The sequence below is a fragment of the Streptomyces yunnanensis genome, from assembly GCF_029011865.1.
Taxonomy (GTDB): Bacteria; Actinomycetota; Actinomycetes; order Streptomycetales; family Streptomycetaceae; genus Streptomyces; species Streptomyces yunnanensis.
Window position 1 is genome coordinate 532,892 of record NZ_CP095749.1, and the last position, 22,197, is coordinate 555,088.

Consider the following 22,197-nt stretch of genomic DNA (forward strand, 5'->3'; position numbering starts at 1 on the left):
ATGACCGCCACCGCCTCCCGGCCCACCGACCCCCTGATCCCGCTCATCGAAGCCGAGCTGATCCGCTCGGTCGGCAGTGGCGAAGACCTGTTGGAAACGGCATGCCTGGACGCCCTGTTCCCCGGCGGCAAACTGCTGCGCCCCACGCTGTGCATGGAATCGGCGCGGGCGGTGGGAGGCCGGGCCGAGTCGGTGCTGTCCTTCGCCGCGGCCATCGAATGCCTGCACGTGGCCAGCCTCGTCCACGACGACATCGTCGACCAGGACCCGGTGCGCCGCGGGCGGGCGTCGACCGCCGAACGGTTCGGCATCGCCGAGGCCCTGCTGGTCGGAGACGGGCTGTTCACCACGGGATGGGCGGCCATGCTCCGCGGCGGCCCGGCCGATCGCGTCCTGGCCGCGTCCCGGGCGATCGTCGAGGCGGTCCACGCCATGTGCCGCGCCAGCATGCGCGAGATCGAGATCCGCGAGGACCTGGCCTGCGGGCGGTCGGCCGTACTGGAGGTGATCCGCGGCAAGACCGCCGCGCTGACCGGCGCCGCCTGCCGGGCGGGCGCGATCCTGGCCGGCGCGACACCGGAGCAGATCGACGCCCTGCACCACTACGGGGAACAGCTCGGCATGGCCTTCCAGATCCGCGACGACCTGTTGCCGTACACCGCCGACGACGCACTGACCGGCAAGTCCGCCGTCAGCGACGTCGCCAACCGCCAGCCGACGCTGCCCGTCCTGCTCGCCTACGAGTCCGCGGACGACCACGACCGCCGACACCTCACCGAGATCTTCCACGGCAATGTCGATCTCACCACGGCCCACCGTGACCTGCTCGACGTGCTGGCCCGGACCGGCGCCATCACCGAGGCGGCACGCCAGGCGCGGGCCTGCGCCGCCCGGGCACGCGCGGCCCTCGACGGCCTGTCGGCCACCGGGCGACTCGCCTGGCTGGCGGACTCCGCCGCCGACCGCCACCAGTGACCGGAACTGATGCCGGTGCCGGTGCCGGGGATGACCCCGGAGCTGGCGTCGGAGCTGGTGCCTCGTTCGTCTCCCTGGGAGTGCTGCTCGTCGTCGGCGTCGCCCTGGCCGGTGGCGTTGTGTGGCGCAGAGCACCGCTCGCAGCCGGGTCCCGGCTGTTGCTGGCCGGCGCCGGCGTGGGATTCGTGCTGGTCGGGCTGGCCCCCGCTGACGTCAACGAGAACCAGCATGTCTTGGGCGCCCTGCTCATCATGGGGACGGGCAACATCGGGCTCCTGCTGGCCGCATTCAGCCTGACGGATCGTCTTGCGGGCCCACTGCGCTGGGGTACCGGCCTGCTGGGCGGCGCGGCGATCGCGGCCTTCGGGCTGTTCCTGACCGAACACCACCTCGGCCTCGGCATGGGAGGCATGGAGCGCGTCGCGGCCTTCCCCCTCCTGGTGTGGGCGCTGGCTGTCGGCGTTCATGGCCTCGTCCGCCGGCCGGACCGCCGACCCGAGGCGATGTCGGCACAGCGCCTCGCGCAGCCGCTCCGCCGATGAGTCACCGCGTCGTTCGGCCGCAATTCGCCCTCACCAGTGGGAGGTTGCCGCTGCTGCCGACGCAGCCGTGGATCGGGCTGCCGGGTCCCGGGGGTCCCGGAGAGGGGTATGTGACAGTCACGATCGCCGTGGGCAGGCGCAGCTAGCGCCTGTCGTCGAGGGACGGTCCGATCCCGATCTCGTTCCCGGGACCGCCCCGGTCCCGATCCCGACGCCGGGCCCTCTACCGACCCGGTCCCGAAGGGCTGTCCATGACACGGCATGCGAGGTCGGGCGACAATCGCGCACATGGATGACGCGTTCACTCTCCTCCGGCAGGTCGCCGACCTCCTGCCCGGGGACGCCGCGGCAGAGTGCGGCATGACGGTCGAGGATGCGCGCGAAGCCATCGAGCTCCAGGAATGGGAGATGGTGCTCGACCTTCTCATCGAGATCGCGGAGGTCCATCCGGTACCCCTGGCCCTCTGGGACACGCTCGCCGAGGCCGCTCGACAGATGATGCTCGACCGCAGCCGTCGTCGGTGCGAGTGGCACGGCTGGGAAGTCCGGCACGGCACCGTCCGCGCGAGGCTGACCCTGTTGGGGGCCGACGAGGGCGGACGCCGGAGTGCCTTCTCGGGGGATGGTCAGCTCAGCCCCCTGTGGGACATCGGTGGCCGCGCCGCAGACGGACAGCGAGAGGTGCGCATCGCACGTCTTTGGGTGGAGTGCGTCCAAGATCTCGGCCCCGGCGAGACCGCCGACGTCCGGCTCGCTCCCCTGAGCCCCGAGCAGTGGCGGCATCTGAAGCCCGGTGACGTGATCACCATGCACGAGGGTCGGCCTGCGGTCGGCACGGCCACCGTCATCGAGGTCCGCCCACCTCGCGCCTGAAGCCTGCCGGCCTGCTGCCTGCCTGCCCGTCCCCACACGCAGGCAGGCAGGCGGCCGCGCCCCGTCGTCCGGCGCCCCTCCATCCCGGGAATGACCGCTCCCGGGCCGCTGTTGTGTTCTCTCGACCAGCGAGTGACCAACGACGAAGGGGTGGGTCTTGGCGCGCGACGACGACCGGGCACACGGGACGGTGGCGGAGGGCTTCGAGGGCGTCCGCGAGGCGTTCGCGAAGGTGCTCGGCGAGGCCAGGGTCTCCCCCGAGGCACAGCTCGTGGTGCAGGTGGGCGGTCGGCGGGTGGTCGATCTGTGGGGTGGTCCCGGTACCGCACCGGACAGACTGACGAGTCTCCACTCCATCACCAAGGGCGCCGCCCACCTCGTGGTCGCCCTTCTCGTCCAGGACGGCGTCCTCGATCTGGATCGCGAAGTGGCCTCGTATTGGCCAGAGTTCGGGGCGGAGGGCAAGGACCGGCTCACCCTGCGCGAGCTGCTCGCGCACCGTTCCGGAGTGGTGGGCGTGGACGGCGGGTTCAGCACCGCGGAGCTGGCCGACGACCGGCTGATGGCCGAACGGCTCGCCGGGCAGCGGCCGTTCTGGGAGCCGGGTACGGCGTACGGCTATCACGCCTTCGTGATCGGCGCCCTGACCGGTGAGGTCGTGCGGCGGGTGACCGGACGTTCGATCCAGGAGATCTACGAGGAGCGGATCCGCGCGCCGTTCGGGCTCGACTTCCACCTGGGCCTGCCCGAGGAGCTCGAAGCGCGCCGTGCCGACGTGCTGCCGATGCTGCCCACCCCGGAGGAGGCCGCGCGACTCGCGGCCGACGCGGCGGCCCCGGACAGCGTGCGGGGCGTCGCCTTCAACCAGAACGCGACCCCGCCGACCGACCTGGTGGCCTTCGGCAACACCCGTGCCGTCCTGGCGCTCGGCCCCACGTCGTCCGGTGGGGTCGGCACCGCGCGGGGCGTGGCGGGGATGTACGCCGCGGCGTTCAGTGCGGTGGACGGTCGGGCGCCGCTGCTGAAGCCGAAGACGATCTCCGAGTTCGCCCGGGTCCGCTACCGCGGAACCGACCTGATCACCGGCAACGAGAACGTGTTCGGCCTGGGCTTCGAGGCGTTGGACGGCCGCTATCCCTTCCTCGGCCCGAACGCCTTCGGGCACAGCGGAGCAACGGGCTCGCTCGGTTTCGCGGACCCGGACAGCGGCGTGGCGTACGGGTACACGCGCCGCCGCTTCGGCATCCCTTCGGGGTCCGAGACGGACCCCGAGAACCACCGGCTGGCGGAGGCCGCGGTGCGGGCGGCCACCCGGCATTGCTGAAGTTTCCGGCGTGAGGTCGTTGGTGACGACTGGTGATCCCGGCGGTAGGCCATGTTCATCCGGTACGCACAAGGGGGTGGCCTGAACGCCGATCGGCGGCAGGCCCGCGAACAGACCCGGCTGGAGGCTGCGGGCCGCTTCGCCCGTGGCGAGAAGAACTCGCACATCGCGAAAGAACTGCGGGTCACCGAGCGGTCCGTGGAACGCCGGCGACGTATACGGCACGAAGCCGGCGAGCAAGGACCGGCTGCACGCAGGAGAGGGGCGCCGCCGGTTGGAGCGACGAGCGCGGCCGTGGGTGGTCATCCCGTCCAACCGGTGTGGTGCAGCCAGTCTTCGAAGGTCATCAAGTCGGGGTGGAGGCGGCGGAGAAGGGTGACGTCCCGGTCTCGGCGGTAGAGATCGCGGTCGGCGAAGAACCGGAACATCGCTGCGTAGTCGTGGCCGAAGTCGGGGACGGCGGCGTGTAGTTCGTCGTGCGACATCGGGAGGTAGCTGCTGAGGGTGCCCGTGACCTGAGTGAAGGTAGCGGCGATCTCGTCGCCGGCGAGGCTGTCGCCGATCACCGCGAGGTCGCGGGCGCCCCAGGACTGCCAGTTGCCGAACATGTGGCAGGCGAACCAGGCGATGTCGTCGAGGGCCACGAGCGGGTAGTGGGCGGCGCCGAGGGGGAGCCTGAAGACCAGGCCGCCCCGACCGTCCGGTCGAGGGGTGAGCCGGTCGCGCAGATTCTCGAAGTACGGCGCCGTGGTCAGTACCGAGACGTGGTTGGTGTACCAGCCGTCGGTCTCCTTGCGGAGCATCTCCTCTGACCGCATCAGGTCGATGTGGGCGGCGACGGCGGCTTTGCTGTCGAAGTGCGGGACGGGGCGGCCGGTCAGCGACACCGCGCTGTCCAACGAGGACCAGATGAAACGCTCCACGCCGGCCCGCTCCGCCGCGGTCAGCAGGTCCAGGCCCTGCCGGTACTCGCCCACGGCGCTGCCCGCCGCGAAGAAGTCGGTGTTGGCGAACACGCGGTCGGCCTGCCCCATCAGGGCGTCGAGGGCCGCTGGGTCGGAGCGGACCAGTTGCAGGCGGTGGGGCGCGGTGGCGGCGAGTTCGGTGGCGTGAGCGGACTTCGGGTGTCGGGTGGGGACGGTGATGGTCGCGTCGGTGGTGGCGAGCAGACGCTGGATCACATGGCTGCCCATGGCTCCGGTGCCGCCCACGACGAGGACGTGCGTCATCGCGTAACTCCCTGGTGGGTAAGGACGTGTTCGGCCACCTGAGCGTGGGTGGCGACCCAGACGTCGCCGGACGCACGGAGGTGGTCGAGGATCTGGGCGACCATGCCCGCGAGGAGCGGTCGGCCTCCGACGTGGGCGTGGACGGCCAAGTGGAAGACGCCTGGGCCGGGGGCGGCGCGCAGTTGGTCCAGTAGCGCACGGTGCAGGTCGCGGTAGGTGTACGGGCCTGCCGCGGCGCTGCGGACGTCGGAGTGGTCACTGTGCATGAGGGAGACCAGGGGGCCGTGGGCGGTGGGCAGGACCTGCGGGAGGTCGTGGTCGTTGTGGTCGCCGGTCCAGCGGTAGCCGGCCTCGGTGAGGAGATCGCAGGTGTGCTTCGAGCCGGTGGCGCGCGGGCTCATCCACCCGGTGGGGCGAACGCCGGTGACTCGCTCGATCACGTCGGTGCAGCGGCGGATGTTGTCCCGCTCGGTGCCCACGTCGAGCAGCGCGGGTACGACGTCCTTAAGTCCAGGAGTGCCCGGCGATCTCGTGCCCCGCCTGGTGCACGGCCGCCACCGTGTCGGGGTACCGCTCGGCGACGAGGCCGTTGATGCCGACGGTGGCGGGCAGGTCACCGAGGATGTCGAGCAGCCGCCAGATGCCGGTGGTGACGCCGTAGTCCACCCAGGAGGCGCTGTGCGTGTCGTCGACGCCGGACAGCGGCCACGCCGCGGCCATCGGCGCGTAGGCGGGACCGTGCCCTGGTGACCACAGCTCCAACGCGACTGTGACCAGCGCGGCGACCTTCTTCCCGCCCGGCCAGTCGATCTCTGTACTCATGCGTTTCCCCTGATTCGGTAGCTTCCGCTGGAGACGCTAATGAGGCGGTAGGTACCTTCAGGTACCTGGCAGCGGGCTAGCATCGGGGCGTGCGTGAGTACTCCGGCAGTGTCTTCCTCGCTGACTGCCCGGCTCGGTTGGCGATCGAGATCATCGCCGACAAGTGGGCGGTGGTCGTGTTGTTCGCATTGAGTCGGGAACCGTGCCGGCACGGCGAGTTGGTCGACCTGATCGGCGGGATCTCCCGGAAGGTGCTGACTCAGACGCTGCGGCGGTTGCAGGGGTACGGCCTCGTCGGCCGCCATGCCGAGGCCGGGAAGGTCGAGTACGTGCTGACGGACTTGGGCCGGACGCTGGTGCAGCCGATCGCCGTGCTGACTCAGTGGGCCCACGAGCACGGCGGGGCCGTGGTGGAGTTCCAAGAGTCCGAAACCGGCTAGGACGCGTACCGTTGTGGGGCCCGGCACCGTGCCTGGTGCGGGCCGCGTGTGACTGGTGCCTGGTACGGGGACCTGCCCTCCGCTCCGCCACGAGCGCCGGCGCGTCATGCTCCTGGCGGTGGGGCGGCTCGGCTCGTCGTGATCGAGCGCCGTCGCCCGGTGGCCCGGTGGCCCGAAGCGTGGAGGCGTGGAGGCGTGGAGGCGTGGTAGGTGCTGTCGCGTCTGGCGCCGCACAGGCATGTGCCGGTGCGGGGCACCGGCGTGAACGGGACCACATGCCTCACATCGTGCGGTTGCGGCGTGTGCGGGAGGCGTAACCTCGGGTGCTCCAGTCATGTGACGGGCCGGAAATTCGCCCTCCCTACGGTGCTGGTCGTAGGTCGTGCCCGCCGCCGGTGGGGCGGTCCTGGCTCGGGAAGGCACACGCACCGCGGAGTGGGGTTTCGGTGGCATCTGGCTCGAAGGACGGCAGTGTCCGCACGGTCTGCTCGTACTGCGGGGTCGGCTGCGGGATCGTCCTGGACGTGGTGCGGGACCCCGCCGACGGCCGGCGCCGGGTGGCCAAGGCGTCCGGGGACAAGGCGCATCCCACCAACGCCGGCCGCCTGTGCACGAAGGGGGCGACCAGCGCGGACATGATGGCCGCGCCGGGGCGCATGGCGAAGGCGCTGGTGCGTGCCGAGCGCGGCGCCCAGCCCGTCGAGACGGAGGTGGACGAGGCCATCGCGTCGGCGGCCGGACGGCTGCGGGCGATCCTGGGCGAGCACGGGCCGGACGCGTTGTCCTTCTACGTGTCCGGGCAGATGTCCCTGGAGGCGCAGTATCTGGCGAACAAGCTGGCCAAGGGCTTCGTGCGCACCAACCAGATCGAGTCGAACTCGCGGCTGTGCATGGCCTCGGCAGGGTCCGGATACAAGCTGTCGCTGGGTGCGGACGGCCCGCCTGGCTCCTATCAGGACTTCGACCGCGCGGACGTGTTCTTCGTCATCGGCGCGAACATGGCCGACTGCCACCCGATCCTCTTCCTGCGCATGATGGACCGGGTCAAGGCCGGCGCCAAATTGATCGTCGTCGACCCGCGCCGCAACGCCACCGCCGAGAAGGCCGACCTCTTCCTGCAGATCAGGCCCGGCACCGATCTCGCCCTGCTGAACGGCCTGTTGCACCTGCTGGTGGCGAACGGCCACACCGACGAGAAGTTCATCGCCGAGTTCACCGAGGGCTGGGAGGAGATACCCGCCTTCCTCGCGGACTTCCCGCCCGAGCGGGTCGCGGAGATCACCGGCCTCGCCGAGAACGACATCCGCCGGGCCGCGCAGTGGATCGGCAAGGCAGGCGACTGGATGAGCTGCTGGACCATGGGCCTGAACCAGTCCACCCACGGCACCTGGAACACCAACGCCCTGGTCAACCTGCACCTGGCGACCGGCGCCATCTGCCGCCCGGGATCGGGACCGTTCTCGCTGACCGGCCAACCCAACGCCATGGGCGGCCGGGAGATGGGGTACATGGGGCCCGGTCTGCCTGGTCAGCGGTCCGTGCTCGTCGACTCCGAGCGGGCCTTCGTCGAGCGCCTGTGGCAGATACCCGAGGGCTCGCTGCGTACCGACGTCGGGCGCGGCACCGTCGAGATGTTCCAGGAACTGGCCGCCGGCGCCATCAAGGCATGTTGGATCATCTGCACCAACCCGGTCGCCTCGGTCGCCAACCGCAAGACCGTCATCGCCGGTCTGGAGGCCGCCGAACTCGTCATCACGCAGGACGTCTTCGCCGAGACCGAGACCAACGCGTACGCCGACGTCGTCCTGCCCGCGACGCTGTGGGCGGAGTCCGACGGCGTCATGGTCAACTCCGAGCGGAACCTCACCCTGGTGCCGGGCGTCGTCGACCCGCCCGGACAGGCACTGCCCGACTGGCAGCTGATCGCCAGGGTGGCCCGCAAGATGGGCTTCGCCGAGGGCTTCGGCCACACCTCCGCCGAGGAGGTGTTCGAGGAACTCAAGCAGGCGTGGAATCCCACGACCGGCTGGGACCTGCGCGGGGTGACCTACGAGCGGCTGCGCACCACACCGGTCCAGTGGCCGGCGCCGACCGCGGACGGTCCGGACCGCAACCCGATCCGCTACCTCAACGACGGCGTCAGCCAGACACTGGTGGAACGCGAGGACGGCACGCTCCCCCGGCTGGCCTTCCCCACCGCGAGCGGACGCGCCCGGTTCTACGCGCGGCCGCATCTGCCTGCGGCCGAACTCCCCGATGACGACTACCCGTTCATGCTCACCACGGGCCGCCTCCAGCACCAGTGGCACACCATGACGAAGACCGGCAAGGTCGCCAAGCTCACCAGGCTCGACTCCGGCCCGTTCGTGGAGGTCCACCCCGAGGACGCCGGAGCGCTCGGGATCGCGGCGGGCGACCATGTGGAGATCGCCTCCCGCCGTGGGCGTGCCGTGCTTCCCGCCGTGGTCACCGACCGGGTGCGGCCCGGCACGTGCTTCGCCCCCTTCCACTGGAACGACCTGTTCGGCGAGTACCTCAGCATCAACGCCGTCACCAACGACGCCATCGACCCGATCTCCTTCCAACCCGAGTTCAAGGTCTGCGCCGTCACTCTCACCAAGACGGCAGCGCCCGTCCCGGAGGCCCGCCCGGGCATCCGCCCCGAGGTCACGCCGGCCGCCGCCCCGCACGAGGACGAGCCCGCGCACTCCGCCCCCGACCAGGGTGGCGCGGCAGCCCGGTCGGACGCCGCCGTCCACGCGCTCGCCGGGATGTTCGGCATCACCGACCTGACCCCTGCACCACTGGTCGAGCCGGAGCGCCGCTACCTCTCCGGCTATCTCGCCGGCCTCGCCCTGAACCCGCCCGACGGGGACGTCCCCGTGCTGCCGCCCGACGCGCCCCTCTCCCCCGGTTCCGCGCTCTGGGTCGGCGGCGTCCTCGCCGGCATGTTCTCCCGCTCCGCCGTGCCCGTCGCCCAGGCACCCGCCACCCGCGAGTCCGAACCCGGGCCCGCGCGGACCACGTCACCGGCAGCCGACGCCGCCATACCGACCCGGCGCCTGGTCATCCTGTGGGCCTCGCAGACCGGCAACGCCGAGGAGTTCGCCAGCACCGCCGCGGCCCACCTCACGGCGGCGGGCCGCACCCCGGAGCTGCTGCCCATGACGGACGTGGTGCCCGCTCAACTCGCATCCGACACCGACCTGTTGCTCATCACCAGCACCTTCGGCGACGGCGACGCCCCCGACAACGGCGCCGACTTCTGGCAGGCGCTGTCCGCCCCCACCATCGGCCCGCTGGAGGGCATCCGGTACGCGGTGCTCGCCCTGGGCGACTCCACGTACGACGACTTCTGCGGCCACGGCCGCCGGCTCGACGAACGGTTCGACGCGCTCGGCGCCACCCGCCTCGTCGGCCGCACCGACTGCGAGCCCGACTTCGAGGAGACCGCCGAGCAGTGGCTGGGACAGGTGGTCACCGCCCTGGCCACCCCCGACGGCAGTCACTCCACGGCCGCGGGTGGGCTCGGGGCGCCCGTTCCCGGCCCTGCCGTCACCGCGGCGCCCACGACCACACCCACCGCCGCCACCGCACCGCCCGCTCCGGAACCCGTCGGCTACACCAAGGCATCGCCGTTCAGCACCCTGCTCATCGGCAACCGGCTGTTGAGCCTGCCCGGTTCCCAGAAGGAGGTGCGGCAGTTCGCCTTCGACACCCGTGACCACGAACTCGCCTACGACGCCGGTGACGCCCTCGGCGTGTGGCCGGTCAACGGTGCCGGCCTCGTTGCCGAATGGCTCGCCCTGACCGGAGCGGACCCCGACGAGCCCGTCGAGTTCGGCGACGGTGCGCGCCTCTCCTTCGAGGAGGCGCTGCGCACCCGCCTGGACATCGCCCGCATCACCACCGACCTGCTCAAGTTCGTGGTGGAGCGCACCGGCAGCCAGGACCTGAAGCGGCTGCTGCGGCCCGACAACAAGGACGCCCTGGCAAGGTGGAGTTGGGGTCGCCAGGCAGCCGATGTCATCGGCGCGCTCCCCGTCCGCGCGTCCGCCCCGGAATGGTCCGCCGTGCTCAAGCGTCTGCAACCCCGCCTGTACTCCATCTCCTCCAGTCCCCTGGCCCACCCCAGCGAGGTGCGGCTCACCGTCTCCGTCGTCCGCTACGCCAACGGCCTCGGCCGGGACCGCAAGGGCACCTGCTCGACCTATCTGGCGGACTGTGCGGACGACGGCCCGGTGCGGGTCTTCGTGCAGCGCTCACCGCACTTCCGTCCGCCCGCCGACCCCGCCACCCCCATGGTCATGGTCGGCCCGGGAACCGGCGTGGCCCCCTTCGTCGGCTTCCTCGAAGACCGCCGGGCCCGCGGTCACACCGGCCCCAACTGGCTCTTCTTCGGCGAACAGCGCCAGGCCACCGACTTCTACTACCGTGAGGAGCTGGCGGAGTTCCAGGCATCTGGCCACCTCAACCGCCTCGACCTCGCCTTCTCCCGCGACCAGCGCAACAAGATCTACGTCCAGGACCGGATGCGCGAGAACGGTGCCCGCCTGTGGCAGTGGCTCCAGGACGGCGCCCACTTCTCTGTCTGTGGCGACGCCGGCCGCATGGCCAAGGACGTGGACCACGCACTCAAGGAGATCGCCACCACGCACGGCGGCATGGACGCCGACGAGGCCACCGCCTACGTCAGGCGCCTCGCCGCCGACAAACGCTACGTCCGCGACGTCTACTGAGCGCCCCTGCGCCCACCCACGACGCACACCAGCCAAGGGACGCCAGTCAGCGGACAGCCGTCAGCGGACAACAGTCAAGGGACAACAGTCAGGGGACGGCAGCCAAAGGATGTCAGTCAATGGACGACAACCCAGCGGAAGGAGTTGACCTTGACCGTGCGTCAGGGTTGGAACCTGGTCGCATGACGAACAACAGCACTTCCTCGGTTCGGCCCGCCCCGCCGATCGGAGGGTTCCAGGAGATCGACGGCCGCCGCGTCTTCGTGCAGCGGTCGGGCAGCGGCGGACCGGCCGTGGTGTTCCTGCCCGGCGCCAGCGCGGTCGGCCTGGACTACTTCGGTGTCCAGCAACAGGTTTCGCAGTTCACCACCGCCGTGGTGTACGACCGCGGCGGCACGGGCTACAGCGATCCCCTCCCGCTGCCGCGCACCGCCGCCGCGGTCGCCACGGAACTGCACGACCTGCTGCACGCCCAGCACATCGCCGCCCCCTACGTGCTGGTGCCGCACTCCCTCGGCGGCTTCTACGCGCACCGGTTCGCGCAGCTGTACCCGCAGGACGTGGCCGGGCTGGTCTGGTTGGACGCCTTCCACCGCGACTGGGACGACTTCATGCCGCCCGCGGCGCAGCTGACCGCGGTCGAGCGGATGGCGCCTGGTCGGGAGCAGTTGGAACAGCTGCGTCCGGCCCTGCGCGAGATGTTCGCGGAGTTGCTCGCGGACTACCCGGAGCGCCTGCGGCAAGCGCTGGTCGACGCCAAGGTGAGTGACGCATGGACCCACATCGGCATCGCCGAGCGCACCAAGCTGGCCGAACTCGCCACCGAACTGCGGGCCGGGCCGAACATCCCCGACGTCCCGGTGGTTGCGCTCACCGTGGTCGGCGCCGACCCCGCACAGCAGGTGCTGACGTCGGAGCGGACGCTGCGGGAGATGCACGAGGGTCACATGAGAATGGACGCGGCCCTGGTCAGCGCGGTCTCGCACGGGGAACAACGCATCGTCTCCGACACCAGCCACCACCGGCTCTGCTTCGACCGCCCCGATGCCGTGGTCCAGGCGATCCGCGACGTCGTCGCCCGGGCCCGCCTCTGATTAGACTCGGCGGGACCACATTTCACGAGGACCCGAGGAGGACGGTGCTCACGATCGGCCAGCTCGCGGCAACCGCCGGCGTGAGCGTGCGCACCGTTCGCCACTACCACCACGTCGGCCTGTTGCCCGAGCCCGAGCGCGATGCCTCCGGCTACCGCCGCTACAGCGCGCAGGCGGCGGTCGATCTCATCCGGATCAGGACCCTCGCCGATGCGGGGGTGCCACTGGCCCGTATCGACGCGCTGTTGCATGCCCAGCCGGCCGAATTCGACGCGGCCGTCACCGACATCGACGCCGCATTGCAGCGCAAGATCGACCAGCTCACCGAGTACCGCCGCAGGATCGCCGAACTGGCCGCCGGCGAAAGGCTTTTCCTGCCCTCCGAGGTGGTCGCCATCCTGGACCGGATGCGCAGTCACGGGGTCAGCGAACTGAGGGTACGACTGGAGCGCGACTCGTGGATCCTCATGCAGGCACTGGACCCGCACGCCATGCCGCAGCGGATACGGGAGAAGAACGCCGGCTTCGACGACCCCGAGACGACGCGCCTGTACCTCGCCTGTGATGAGGCAGTCGACTGGGATCCGCGCGATCCGCGCCTGGACCGGCTCATCGACGACCTGGACGCCTGGCAGATCACACACGAACGAGACAGCCACCGGGCAGGGTCCCGGGAGCTGGTCTCTTCCCGGATCTCCGAGGCATCCCCGGCATGGCAACGCATCCTCGATGCGCTCGCCCACCGCGCCGAGCGGCGCCGAACCGCCGGACGCGACAGCTGACGCCGGCACCCTGGCCACATCCGACGGAGCGGGCTTACGCGTTTCACGGCACGGTTGCCGGCTACGGCGATCCGGCTGTCGCTCCGCCCGTCAGGCTCAACGCGGGAGTTGCGTCACGATGCCGGAGCCGGCGGCGCGACCGCGGTGGCGGAAGGCGAACGCCTGGCCTTCTTCCAGAGCGACGGGCGCTTCGAGTGCAACCGTCACCCCGGCGCCGTGGAGCGGCCGCACCACGTCCGTGCCGTGGAGCACGGTGACGGTGCCCCACAGCACAGCGGTGCGGGTGTAGAAGCACAGCCGATCGCCGACGACCACGTCCGTACTGCCCTGCTCCTCGGACAACAGCGTGATATCCGCGGTGACGGCGGCATACGTGTCGATCGAGCCCGGCGTCGCGAGTACCTGCCCCCGTTCGACCACGTCCGCTGCAAGGCCGCGCAGCAGCACCCCCACGTTCATGTCCGCGCTCGCCTCGTCGATCCGCACTCGGCCGTCCTCGATCCCGTCGACCACGGCGATCGGACCGCGGCTCGGTCCGACCACCTCGACCTCGTTGCCGATGCGCACCCGACCGCGCTCGATCCGGCCCGTCACCAGGACCGTCCTGCCCTGGTGCCGGCGGAAGACGTCCTCGACAGGCATCAGAAACGACTCACCCACCGCATTCACCCCTGCCGGTGTCTGTCCTGTCGATCCACTCACAGCTTCCCCGTGATCCCGATATGGCCGCGCGCAACAGTCGCAAACGGGGTCCGAAACTACTGATGATCTCCGCGTGGTGTCCAACCTGGGGTCGGTCCGACGAGTCATGGCCGGGGCATCCGGCAGGCACTTTCCGTTGGTAGCGGGTGAACTCCGGCCCGGGGCCCTGCCGTCGCTTCGGGGCCTCACCGCCGACGGCCTGGAAGGTGCCGTAGGAGTGGCCTAGCGCCACTGGGGCGCAGCGGACCCGAGCGGGGAACGCCGGCCGGGTTGGGGGACCGTGCGCCCGCTGTACGTGAACGGTGTCGCCGGTTCGGTGATCGGGCCGAAGTCGGTCGCGGTGGTCGAGAGCGCGGCGAGCGGCGTGTGCCCCGGCCGGGGCAGATCGAGTACGTCCTCCCGCGCCAGCAGTCCGAGTTCCTGCACCCAGTGACACACCCCGGCCAAGGTCACGCGGATCCGCCAGGAGCCGCCCTCCGCCGCACGTCGGCGCAGGACCGTTGCCACGGCGGCGGCCCCGAGGTAGGCGGCGAGGTAGTCGTTGAGCAGATACGTCGGCGGCAGCGACGGCCGGTCCGTCCACTCTTCGAGGGCGAATCCGGTTGCCGAGCAGGCGAGTTGGTCGAAGCCGCCGCGTTCGCCCCAGGGGCCGTCGGCGCCCCAGGCATGGTATTCGAGGGTGATGAGTCCGGGCCGGCGCCGGATGAGATCCTCGGTCGACGCCCCGTGCCGGGCAAGTCCCCGGTAGGCGTTCACGAAGACGTCCGCGTCCTGGAGCGCGTCGTGAAAGGCCGCACGGTCGTGCTCGTCGCGCAGGTCGCAGTAGGCGTTGCGCTTGCCGCCGCCGGTCATCGCGATCATCGGGATCGGGTCGGGGCGGTCGGGGCGTGTCAGGTGCAGCACGTCGGCGCCGAACTGGGCGAGGAGCCGCGTCGATACGGGACCCGCGATGACATGGGTGAGATCGAGCACCCGCACGCCCGTGAGCGCCTCATCGTCCTCACCGATCGGCTCCAGAGGCCGGACCGGTCCGTCACCGACGCGTTCGATCTCGACGACCGGGCGCCGCGCGACATACCGCCCCGCAGGGTGCGCGAGCCACTCGTCCCGGCTGCGCACCGCGCAGGCGACGCCGCCCCGGGCGCAGATGGCTTCCTCCAGCGTGAAGGCGTCCCAGTCGGCCGCGGCCCGCGCGATGTCCACCTTGTCGAGCCCGCACCTCAGCACGGAGTGGACCGCGTCCCGCAGATGCGGATAGGTGGTGATGATGAAGATCCAACGGCCGTCGCGCGCCCGGTAGAAGTCGTTGTTGCCGAGCAGCGTCGGATCGTCGAGCAGGACACCGATCGGGCGTCCCGAGAGCGTCGTGTGATACGTCGCCATGAGCTGGTCGATCGCGGCTCCGGCCGGTACCTTCACCTTCTGGTGCCGGTGACCGCGCAGTTCGCCGAGCGCCGCCGTCTGCCGCCCGAAGACACCGATCGCGGCGGACATGGCATCGGCGAGGCGGTGCACCGAGGGCACCAGGGGGTCGGCCCCGACGACGGTGATGTCCTCGGCTCCCCGGGCCGGATCGGGGTCGCCGAGGGTGTGCAGCAGCCGGGAGACGATCTCGCCGGTGGGCGGTAGCGTCGGCGTCGGCTCGGTCGTGGTCAGCGTGTTCGAAGTCATGCCGGGATGCTCGTTCCCAGCACCGCACACACGTCCGGATTCACGGATATCCGTGAATCGATGCGAACGTCACGCCCGGCTCTCCTGGATGTGCGTGAGGAGCCGGGCCGCCGCCCGGTCCAGGCGCAGCCGCTCCGAGCGGCCGCGGCGCCGGTGCATCAGAGCGAGGGCTCCCGTGACGACGGGGCCGTCGGTGACGGGGATCGCGAGTGCGCTGACCTCGGGGTCGGCCAGACCCTCGCTGCGGCTGATCCGCGACGCGCGGATCGCGGGAAGAGCGTGGCGGAACTCGGCGACCGCCTCGGGGTCGTTGCGGGCGAGCTCGTCGAGCAGCCCACGACGCTCCATCTCGTCGGTGAAGGCCAGCAGCAGACGGCCCGCGGCGGTACGCAGCAGCGGCCGGGCCATGTGCCGGTCGGCGAGCGGCACGAGGCGGGGTATCTCGTCCTCGCCGCCGCGCGCGAGGTACACGGCGTCGAGCCCGACCCGCACCGTCAACAGCACCGGGGTACCCGCGACGCGGCTCAGTTCGTCGAGTTCGGCCTGACTGATCCGCGGGACGACCCGGCCGGCGATGAGGTTGAGGACGTGCGGGGCGGGCCCGAGCCGGAAGCGCCGCCGCTGCTCCAGCAGGAATCCGGTCGCAACAAGGCCGTTGACCAGATCCTGCACCGAACTCGCCGGCGCCTCGACCGTCCGCGCCAACTCGGCCACGGTCACCCCGCCCGGCGACCGCGCGGCGGCCTCCAGGATCCATACGACCCGGTCCACCGTACGGTGACGCCGCCGCCGGCCCTGCTCGCTCATCCCGCCCCGCCTTCTGCTTCTCGTACGCCGACGGCCGCTCGGGCCGACACGGCTCGTCGATCCCTTCCCCCACCACCCAGCGGGTGGCTGTGTCCAAGAGTTGCGCATCCGGGCTGCCGATCGGGGCGTTGTCCGTGGCTCGCCGGCATGCCTCGGGCTAGGCTTGCCCGGTTTCGAACCGGCTGACCTTTCCGGCGTCGACCGTGAAGCGCCATGCGGTGCGCATCTCGCCCCAGGTGTCGTTGCGGTAGTTGGCGACCAGGCCGAGTCCGTCGTGTGTCTGCGTCTCGACGTCCATGTGGCCGCCCGAGGAGAAGATCTCGCGCTCGGTCCAGTCGGCGACGTCGCGGTCCGAGCCGTCGTCGGACATGGTGGCCCCGGGCGTGAGGGCGGCGGCGAAGGCTTCGCGGTCGCCGGCGTTGAGCGCGCCCACGAAGGCGCGCACGGCCGGCTCGGTCAGCTTGTCGAGGGCGATGGTCACGGTCTCTCCAGAGGTACGGGGACGGATCCTTCCGTTGGCAGCACACCGCACGCCATGGTGCACCGCCACCGGTGAGCGCCGAATGGCACCGCGCTGCGGCGCTGAGCCGATCCTGGAGGGATGCACCGGACACGGCTCAGTACACCGGCAGCGCCAGCAGTGACGTGCGGTTGAGGACGAAGAGGCGGTTGCCGCTGGCGGCGATGGAGCGGGACTGGCCGCCGGTGAGGGCGTAGGTCTGGCGCTGGTTGCCTCCGGAGCGAGGCATGCCGGTCACCCCGGTGTCCTCGCTCTCCACGATCCAGACGCCGTTGCCCTGGACGACCGGTGGTCGCCACGGCGGGGTGACGCCGGCGATCATCACCGGGTCGGCGGCCTGGCTGCCGTCGGAGTGCAGCGACCGCAGCGCGTCGCAGTCCAAGGCATAGACCACTCCGCCGGCCACCGTGGGCGGGCCCCAACCGTAGGTGCCCCGCCTGGGCGGTCGTGTCGGGTCCTGGGACCACAACTCGTGGCCGTCGGTGATCCGCAGCGCCGTCAGGGTGCGGCCGCCGAGGTAGGCGATTCCGCCGTCGACGGCGGACCGCAGCGGTCCTTCGGCCTGTCCCTTGCGGACCCAGGCACGGGAACCGTCCTGCGCGCGGACCGCGGCCATGTCGCCGGTCTCCGTGCACAGCACCAGGTGACCGGCGCCGAGGGCCGCGACGGGGTGGCCGCCGGACAGCGCCAACGGCGGCTGCTGGGTCCACCGCACCTTTCCGTCGGTCCCCACGCAGCGCAGCCGGCCGTCGGAGGTCAGCAGGTAGACGGCGTGGGCGTCCGCGGCCAGCAGGGCGCCCACCTGGGCGTCCACCGTCCACCGGGGGGATCCGGTGGCGGCCACCCAGGTGCGCAGGGTCCCCTCGCCGTCGGCGGTGGCCACCAGCCGGTCCCCGATCGAGAGGTAGCCGGCCTCCGCCTTCGCGTCGCCGACCCGCCACCGCTCCCGGCCGTCGACGACCCGGCGCGCCGCGATGCCGCCGCCGGAGGCCGCGAACACCACCACGTCGCGTATCGGCAGCGGCGCCGGTGACCCGGCGTCGGCCACGTTCTCGACGGGGCCCCACAGCGGGGTCGGGGAGCCTTCGGCGGAGCCGAGTTGCGCCGCCTGCACCTTCGCCGGCGGGGGGATGTCGAAGGGGTCGGACGGGGCGTCACCGCGGCTGAGCCACCAGGCGGTGCCGCCGCCCCCCGCGGCCAGCAGCGCCCCGCCGCCGGCGGCGAGCAGCAGCCGCCGCCGGGTGAGGCGGGGGTTGCCGCCGACGGTGCCGTCCCCGGGGGCGGCCGAGGGGCCGGTCGGACGGGCCGTCAGGCGGCGTGCTGCGGCCTCCCGTTGCCGGATCTCCTCGCCCAACCGGCTGGCCTTCCAGAGCCGTTCGGGCTGCCGCGGCGCCGCGGCGGCGTCGGCGACCTGGCTGGGCAGCGGACGCGCCGACGGGTCCTTGGCGAAGCAGGGCATGACGAGGTACCGCAGGCCCTCGGGGACGGCCTCCAGGTCGGGTTCGCCGTGCACGACCTCGTACAGGACGGCCGTGATCTCGGCGCCGATGTACACCGGCCGGCCGCCCGCGGCGAAGGCGAGGACCGCGCCGAGGGAGAAGACGTCGGCCGCCGGTCCGACGCGCTGTCCCAGGACCTGTTCCGGCGCGCCGTAGCCGGGGGTGACCGGGATCTGCCCGGTGCGGGTGAGGGTCAGGCCGTGTTCGGGGCGGGCGATGCCGAAGTCGATCAGCCGCGGGCCGCGCGAGGTGAGGACGACGTTGGGGGGTTTGACGTCCCGGTGGACCAGCCCCGTGGCGTGCACGTCCTGGAGCGTGCGGGCCAGTGACCGGGCCAGTTCCCGCACGGCGGCGTCATCGAGCGGCCCGAAGCGCTCGACGGCGTCGTCCAGCGTCGGACCGGCCAGGAACTCCGTGGCGATCCACCGCCTGCCGCCCTCCAACTCGGCGGCCAGGACGCGCGCCACGCCCTCGCTGGTCACCGCCTGCGCGGTCCGCGCCTCCCGGAGGAAGCGATCGGCCAGGTGCCCGTCGTGGGCGAGCTCCGGCAGCAGGACCTTCACCGCGGCGGGGCGTCCGGCGGCGTCCGCGCCGAAGTACACCTTGCCCATGCCGCCCTCACCGAGGACGCCGTGCAGGCGGTAGGGGCCCAGGCGCAGTGGGTCTCCCTGGCCGAGGGGTTTCACAGGTGGTCGTCTCCTGGATCGGGAAGGGGGCGGGGGTCAGGCGAGCGGGAGGGCGATGGTCCGCTTCTCCAGGCGGAGGTACAGCCGGCCGCCGTCGGGGTCGCCGGTCAGGACCACGGGTTCGGACTGGTAGGTCCAGACGGCCTTGCGGGTGCGCAGGTCGACGGCGCGGACGCCCGTGTCGTCGGCGCAGTAGGCGTACTTCCTGCCGACGACCGGGGCCACCTCGCGCTTGCTCTTGCGGCCGGACAGCCCCTGTTCCTGCCAGTTGAGCGTGCCGGAGAGGGCGTCCACGGAGATCAGTCCCCGGTCGGCCTCGGTGCAGTAGACCACTCCGTCCTGGAGGGTGGGCGTGCCGTATCGCCGTTCCTCGCCCGCGCTGTCGCCGACGTCGCGCCCGTTGCCGAACATCCACTCCAGCTCGCCGTCGGACAGGCGGCGGGCGGTGAGGGTCTCCTTGCCCAGGTAGAGGTTGCGGTCGTCGGCGACCAGCCGGGTCGGCGGGGTACCCGCGAACGTCTCGGCGAGCTGCCACAGTTGGTGGCCGTCGGCCTTGTCGTGCACGGAGAGGTGGATGAACCTGGAGTCCTTCTCCGGGCTGCCGCACAGCACCACCCGGGATCCCACCACGCCGCCGAACAGCGCCGGTGGGACGTTCTCGGCCGGCGGGTCGTCCACCGGGCTGCGCCAGTGTTCCTTGCCGGTGCGCAGGTCGGCCGCGACCAGGTACCAGCCCTTGCCGGTGGCGGCCCGGGCCACCAGGTAGGCGGTGCCGTCGACCACGCACAGCAGTTGGTTGTACTGCTCCTTGCCGGCGAACGCGGAGAGTTCCACCAGCGGCTTGCCGAGTTCTCCGTTGGTCTGCGCGACCTCGCACACCGCCAACGACGCCGCCTCCTGGTACCCCCGCAGGGCGTACATCCGGGTTCCGTCGGTGGCCGAGCGCCAGATGTCCTCGATGTTGGCCTGCCAAGTCGACTGGCCGGACTCGGCGTTGATGCCGCACAGCACGATGCCCGCGCGCATGGCCAGGTTGCGGCCCACCCGCATCACCTCGCCGCCGGACTCCGGGCACCACAGCGGGGCGCTCCACAGCGGCGTCGGAGCCTTGGGCCGGTCGACGGCGTCCTTCTTGGCGGTGCCGCCGCCGGTGTCGTCGGAACCGCCGAACAGGGCCCAGCCACCGCCGCCGAGGAGGCCGCCGCCCAGGAGGGCGCCGCCGGCCACGGCCAGCAGCCGCCGCCGCGAGACGCCCGCCGCGGGGGCGGTCTCGGCCCGCGGCGCCTCGGCGGGCGCCGGCGGCGGCAGGCGGTGCGGCGGCTCGTGCCACACCTCGTCGCTGCGCCGGGAGATCTCCCGCAGCACCCCGTCGGGCAGCAGGTCCGCGAAGCCGCCGCGGTCGCCCGGGGCGTACCCAGCCCCGCCCAGCGCGGTGCGCAGCTCGGTGGTGGACGGGCGCTGCGCGGGGTCCTTGGCCAGGCAGCGGGCGAGCAGGGGCAGCAGCGACGCGGGGACTCCGCCGAGGTCCGGCTCGCCGAACCGGACGCGGTACAGCAGGTCGGTGGGGGCCCCGCCGCCGAACGGGCCACGGCCGGTGGCGGCGAAGACCAGCACCCCGGCCAGGGCGAACACGTCGCCCGCCGCCGCGTGTTCCAGTCCCGCCGCCTGCTCGGGCGACATGAAAGCGGGCGTGCCCACGGCGTTGCCGACGTTCGTCAGGTGCTCGTCGCCGAAGGCCCGGGCGATGCCGAAGTCGATGATCCGCGGGCCCTGCGCCGTCACCAGGACATTGGACGGCTTCAGGTCGCGGTGCACCACCTCGGACCGGTGCAGTTGCTCCAACCCGGCGGCGAGGGATGCGCCGAGGGCGCGCACGGCCGGCTCGGGCAGCGGTCCGCCGGCCTCCACGGCGGTGTCCAGCGGCGGGCCGAGGACGTACTCGGTCGCCATCCACGGGGTCGGTGCCTGGGGGTCGGCGTCGACGACCAGGGCACCGTGTTCGGAGCCGACGACGCGTGCCGCGTCCGTCTCCAGCCGGAAACGGGTGCGCAGTGTGGTGTCCGCGGCCAGGCGGGTGTGCAGCGTCTTCACCGCGACCGTGCGGCCGCCCGCCGAACGGGCCAGGTAGACGGTGCCCATGCCGCCTCCGCCGAGGCGGGCGAGGATCCGGAACGGCCCGACGGTGTGCGGGTCGTCGTGCAGAAGTGGGGAGATCATGGCCTCACCGCTCGTGGGTGGGAAGTGCGGCGGCGAGGACCTCCGCCGACTGACGGGACAGCGCCTCGACGACCCGGCCGGGCAGCGACAGCGGCTCGGTGGCGCCGGCCAGTCCGCCGTACGCCGCGCCCGGCAGCAACTCCGCCAGCACCCTTGCCGGTTCGGGTCGGCCCTGTGGGTCGCGCGAGCGGCACGCGGTGACGATGTCCCGCAGGCCGGCGGGGATCTCCTGCCGCTCGGGCACGGTGTGCCCGGTCGCCGCGTACGCGAGTACCGCACCCAGGGCGTAGACGTCCGCGGCCCGGTCCACCGGGCCGCCCGCAGCCAGTTCGGGAGCCAGGCAGCCGGTGTCCGGCCCGGTCGGGTGGGCGGACGAGGTCTCGGTCATCGGGTGCGCGCGGGTCGCGCCGAAGCACGCCAGGAGCGGACCGCAGGCGGTGAGCAGCACGCCCGCCGGGCACACGCCGCCGTGCACGATGCCCAGGACGTGGGCCGAGGCCAGGGCTTCGGCCAGGGCGCCGCCGAGCGTGCGGACGAGCGGTTCCGGCAGCGGGCCGCCGTGCGCGGCGAGGACGGCCGGCAGCGGCAGGGCGGGCCGGTAGGGCGCGGCGTGCCAGGGGAATCCCGCCGTCCCGCCGAGCTGGGCGACCGGCCAGAACCCGGGCTGGGTCAACCGGGCGGCCTGTTGGGCCTCGGCCGCCCACCGCGCCGGGTCGCCGCCGGGCGGCGGCAGGCACGCCACCACGGTGTGTCCGCCGTCGGCGCTGCGGGCCAGATAGCGACGTTCGGGAACGCCCCGACTGCCGTCGGCGTCGAGACGGGCCAACGTCACGAAATCCCCGATCCGCGCAGGATCGTCCTGCCGCAGCCTGTCCACTCGACTTCTCCCCCATCAGGCTTGTTTCGGCCATGAGCCTATATACGGCGCGGACCCGCCTGGGCATCGGGGCCGCATCCGGGGCGACGGATGCCCACCGGCGCCCGCCCGGCGTGCGAAGTGCGTATTTTGCCCGGCAGGAGGAGCGAGACGATAGCCGCGAGGACGGGCCCGGCCGCTCACCGCTCACACCGCCACGGCCACCGCCGGCGCCCGGCGCGCAGACACGGAGCGGCCGGAAGTGTTCCCCGCGCCGCACTCCGGGGCACAGCGGCGCACGCGGTCGTCCGCACACCGCAATTCGGCCGGCGTTCACAGGACCAACCCCCGCCCGCAGGCAGTCGTTCGACAGGCACCGGGAATCTCTTGTCGCCCTGTCACCACGCTCTGGAGGACGG

18 protein-coding genes and 1 pseudogene are annotated in these 22,197 nt (G+C 72.1%); 9 read left to right on the top strand and 10 right to left on the bottom strand.

The window, feature by feature from the left end; translation table 11 throughout:
• From MOV08_RS02405 to MOV08_RS44015, 5 genes and pseudogenes are all read left to right on the top strand, one after another.
• Complete coding sequence (locus MOV08_RS02405) at window positions 1–975, top strand: polyprenyl synthetase family protein (RefSeq protein ID WP_275305962.1); 975 nt, start codon at window positions 1–3, stop codon at window positions 973–975.
• Window positions 976–1,055: 80 nt separating this feature from the next.
• Window positions 1,056–1,517, top strand: coding sequence for a hypothetical protein (locus MOV08_RS02410; protein WP_275305963.1), 462 nt, complete (start codon window positions 1,056–1,058; stop codon window positions 1,515–1,517).
• 288 nt (window positions 1,518–1,805) lie between these two features.
• Window positions 1,806–2,390, top strand: coding sequence for a hypothetical protein (locus MOV08_RS02415; protein ID WP_275305964.1), 585 nt, complete (start codon window positions 1,806–1,808; stop codon window positions 2,388–2,390).
• A gap of 157 nt (window positions 2,391–2,547) precedes the next feature.
• Window positions 2,548–3,714 (top strand): serine hydrolase domain-containing protein, encoded by a 1,167-nt coding sequence (locus MOV08_RS02420; protein ID WP_275305965.1) that lies wholly within the window; start codon window positions 2,548–2,550, stop codon window positions 3,712–3,714.
• 57 nt (window positions 3,715–3,771) lie between these two features.
• Window positions 3,772–3,969, top strand: a pseudogene (locus tag MOV08_RS44015) (helix-turn-helix domain-containing protein); the annotation flags it as partial.
• A gap of 47 nt (window positions 3,970–4,016) precedes the next feature.
• Here the strand turns inward: MOV08_RS44015 and MOV08_RS02425 are convergent.
• From MOV08_RS02425 to MOV08_RS02435, 3 genes are read right to left on the bottom strand one after another with little or no spacing between them, the layout of a single operon-like run.
• Entirely contained in the window at window positions 4,017–4,943 is a 927-nt protein-coding gene (locus MOV08_RS02425) for an NmrA family NAD(P)-binding protein (RefSeq protein ID WP_275305966.1), read from the bottom strand.
• Window positions 4,940–5,422: a polysaccharide deacetylase family protein gene (locus tag MOV08_RS02430; protein ID WP_275305967.1), complete on the bottom strand. Its 483-nt coding sequence runs from the start codon at window positions 5,420–5,422 to the stop codon at window positions 4,940–4,942. Before MOV08_RS02430 ends, MOV08_RS02425 begins: the two co-directional genes overlap by 4 nt.
• 25 nt (window positions 5,423–5,447) lie before the next feature.
• Entirely contained in the window at window positions 5,448–5,765 is a 318-nt protein-coding gene (locus tag MOV08_RS02435) for a polysaccharide deacetylase family protein (protein ID WP_239009900.1), read from the bottom strand.
• A gap of 89 nt (window positions 5,766–5,854) precedes the next feature.
• Here MOV08_RS02435 and MOV08_RS02440 point away from each other — a divergent pair, with 89 nt between their 5' ends.
• From MOV08_RS02440 to MOV08_RS02455, 4 genes are all read left to right on the top strand, one after another.
• On the top strand, window positions 5,855–6,205 hold the full coding sequence (locus MOV08_RS02440) for a winged helix-turn-helix transcriptional regulator (protein WP_039629109.1): 351 nt from the start codon (window positions 5,855–5,857) through the stop codon (window positions 6,203–6,205).
• 446 nt (window positions 6,206–6,651) lie between these two features.
• Complete coding sequence (locus MOV08_RS02445; protein ID WP_275305968.1) at window positions 6,652–10,944, top strand: bifunctional nitrate reductase/sulfite reductase flavoprotein subunit alpha; 4,293 nt, start codon at window positions 6,652–6,654, stop codon at window positions 10,942–10,944.
• Window positions 10,945–11,126: 182 nt separating this feature from the next.
• The gene (locus tag MOV08_RS02450; RefSeq protein ID WP_275305969.1) at window positions 11,127–12,038 is read left to right on the top strand and encodes an alpha/beta fold hydrolase; all 912 of its coding nucleotides are present in this window, start codon (window positions 11,127–11,129) and stop codon (window positions 12,036–12,038) included.
• A 44-nt stretch (window positions 12,039–12,082) separates the two neighbouring features.
• Window positions 12,083–12,820: a MerR family transcriptional regulator gene (locus MOV08_RS02455; RefSeq protein WP_275305970.1), complete on the top strand. Its 738-nt coding sequence runs from the start codon at window positions 12,083–12,085 to the stop codon at window positions 12,818–12,820.
• A gap of 96 nt (window positions 12,821–12,916) precedes the next feature.
• Here MOV08_RS02455 and MOV08_RS02460 read toward each other — a convergent pair whose 3' ends face one another.
• From MOV08_RS02460 to MOV08_RS02490, 7 genes are all read right to left on the bottom strand, one after another.
• Entirely contained in the window at window positions 12,917–13,462 is a 546-nt protein-coding gene (locus MOV08_RS02460) for an EF-Tu/IF-2/RF-3 family GTPase (protein WP_275305971.1), read from the bottom strand.
• 282 nt (window positions 13,463–13,744) lie between these two features.
• Window positions 13,745–15,193, bottom strand: coding sequence for a CoA transferase (locus MOV08_RS02465; protein ID WP_275305972.1), 1,449 nt, complete (start codon window positions 15,191–15,193; stop codon window positions 13,745–13,747).
• Between the two features lie 69 nt (window positions 15,194–15,262).
• Window positions 15,263–16,000: a helix-turn-helix domain-containing protein gene (locus MOV08_RS02470; RefSeq protein WP_052286434.1), complete on the bottom strand. Its 738-nt coding sequence runs from the start codon at window positions 15,998–16,000 to the stop codon at window positions 15,263–15,265.
• Window positions 16,001–16,157: 157 nt separating this feature from the next.
• Entirely contained in the window at window positions 16,158–16,481 is a 324-nt protein-coding gene (locus MOV08_RS02475; RefSeq protein ID WP_039629124.1) for a nuclear transport factor 2 family protein, read from the bottom strand.
• Window positions 16,482–16,617: 136 nt separating this feature from the next.
• Window positions 16,618–18,705 (bottom strand): protein kinase domain-containing protein, encoded by a 2,088-nt coding sequence (locus MOV08_RS02480; RefSeq protein WP_275305974.1) that lies wholly within the window; start codon window positions 18,703–18,705, stop codon window positions 16,618–16,620.
• Between the two features lie 36 nt (window positions 18,706–18,741).
• Window positions 18,742–20,922 carry a protein kinase domain-containing protein gene (locus MOV08_RS02485; RefSeq protein WP_275305976.1) on the bottom strand — a complete coding sequence of 727 codons (2,181 nt, stop codon included), beginning with the start codon at window positions 20,920–20,922 and terminating at the stop codon, window positions 18,742–18,744.
• A 4-nt stretch (window positions 20,923–20,926) separates the two neighbouring features.
• Window positions 20,927–21,799, bottom strand: coding sequence for a protein kinase family protein (locus MOV08_RS02490; protein ID WP_275305977.1), 873 nt, complete (start codon window positions 21,797–21,799; stop codon window positions 20,927–20,929).
• Window positions 21,800–22,197 lie beyond the last annotated feature (398 nt).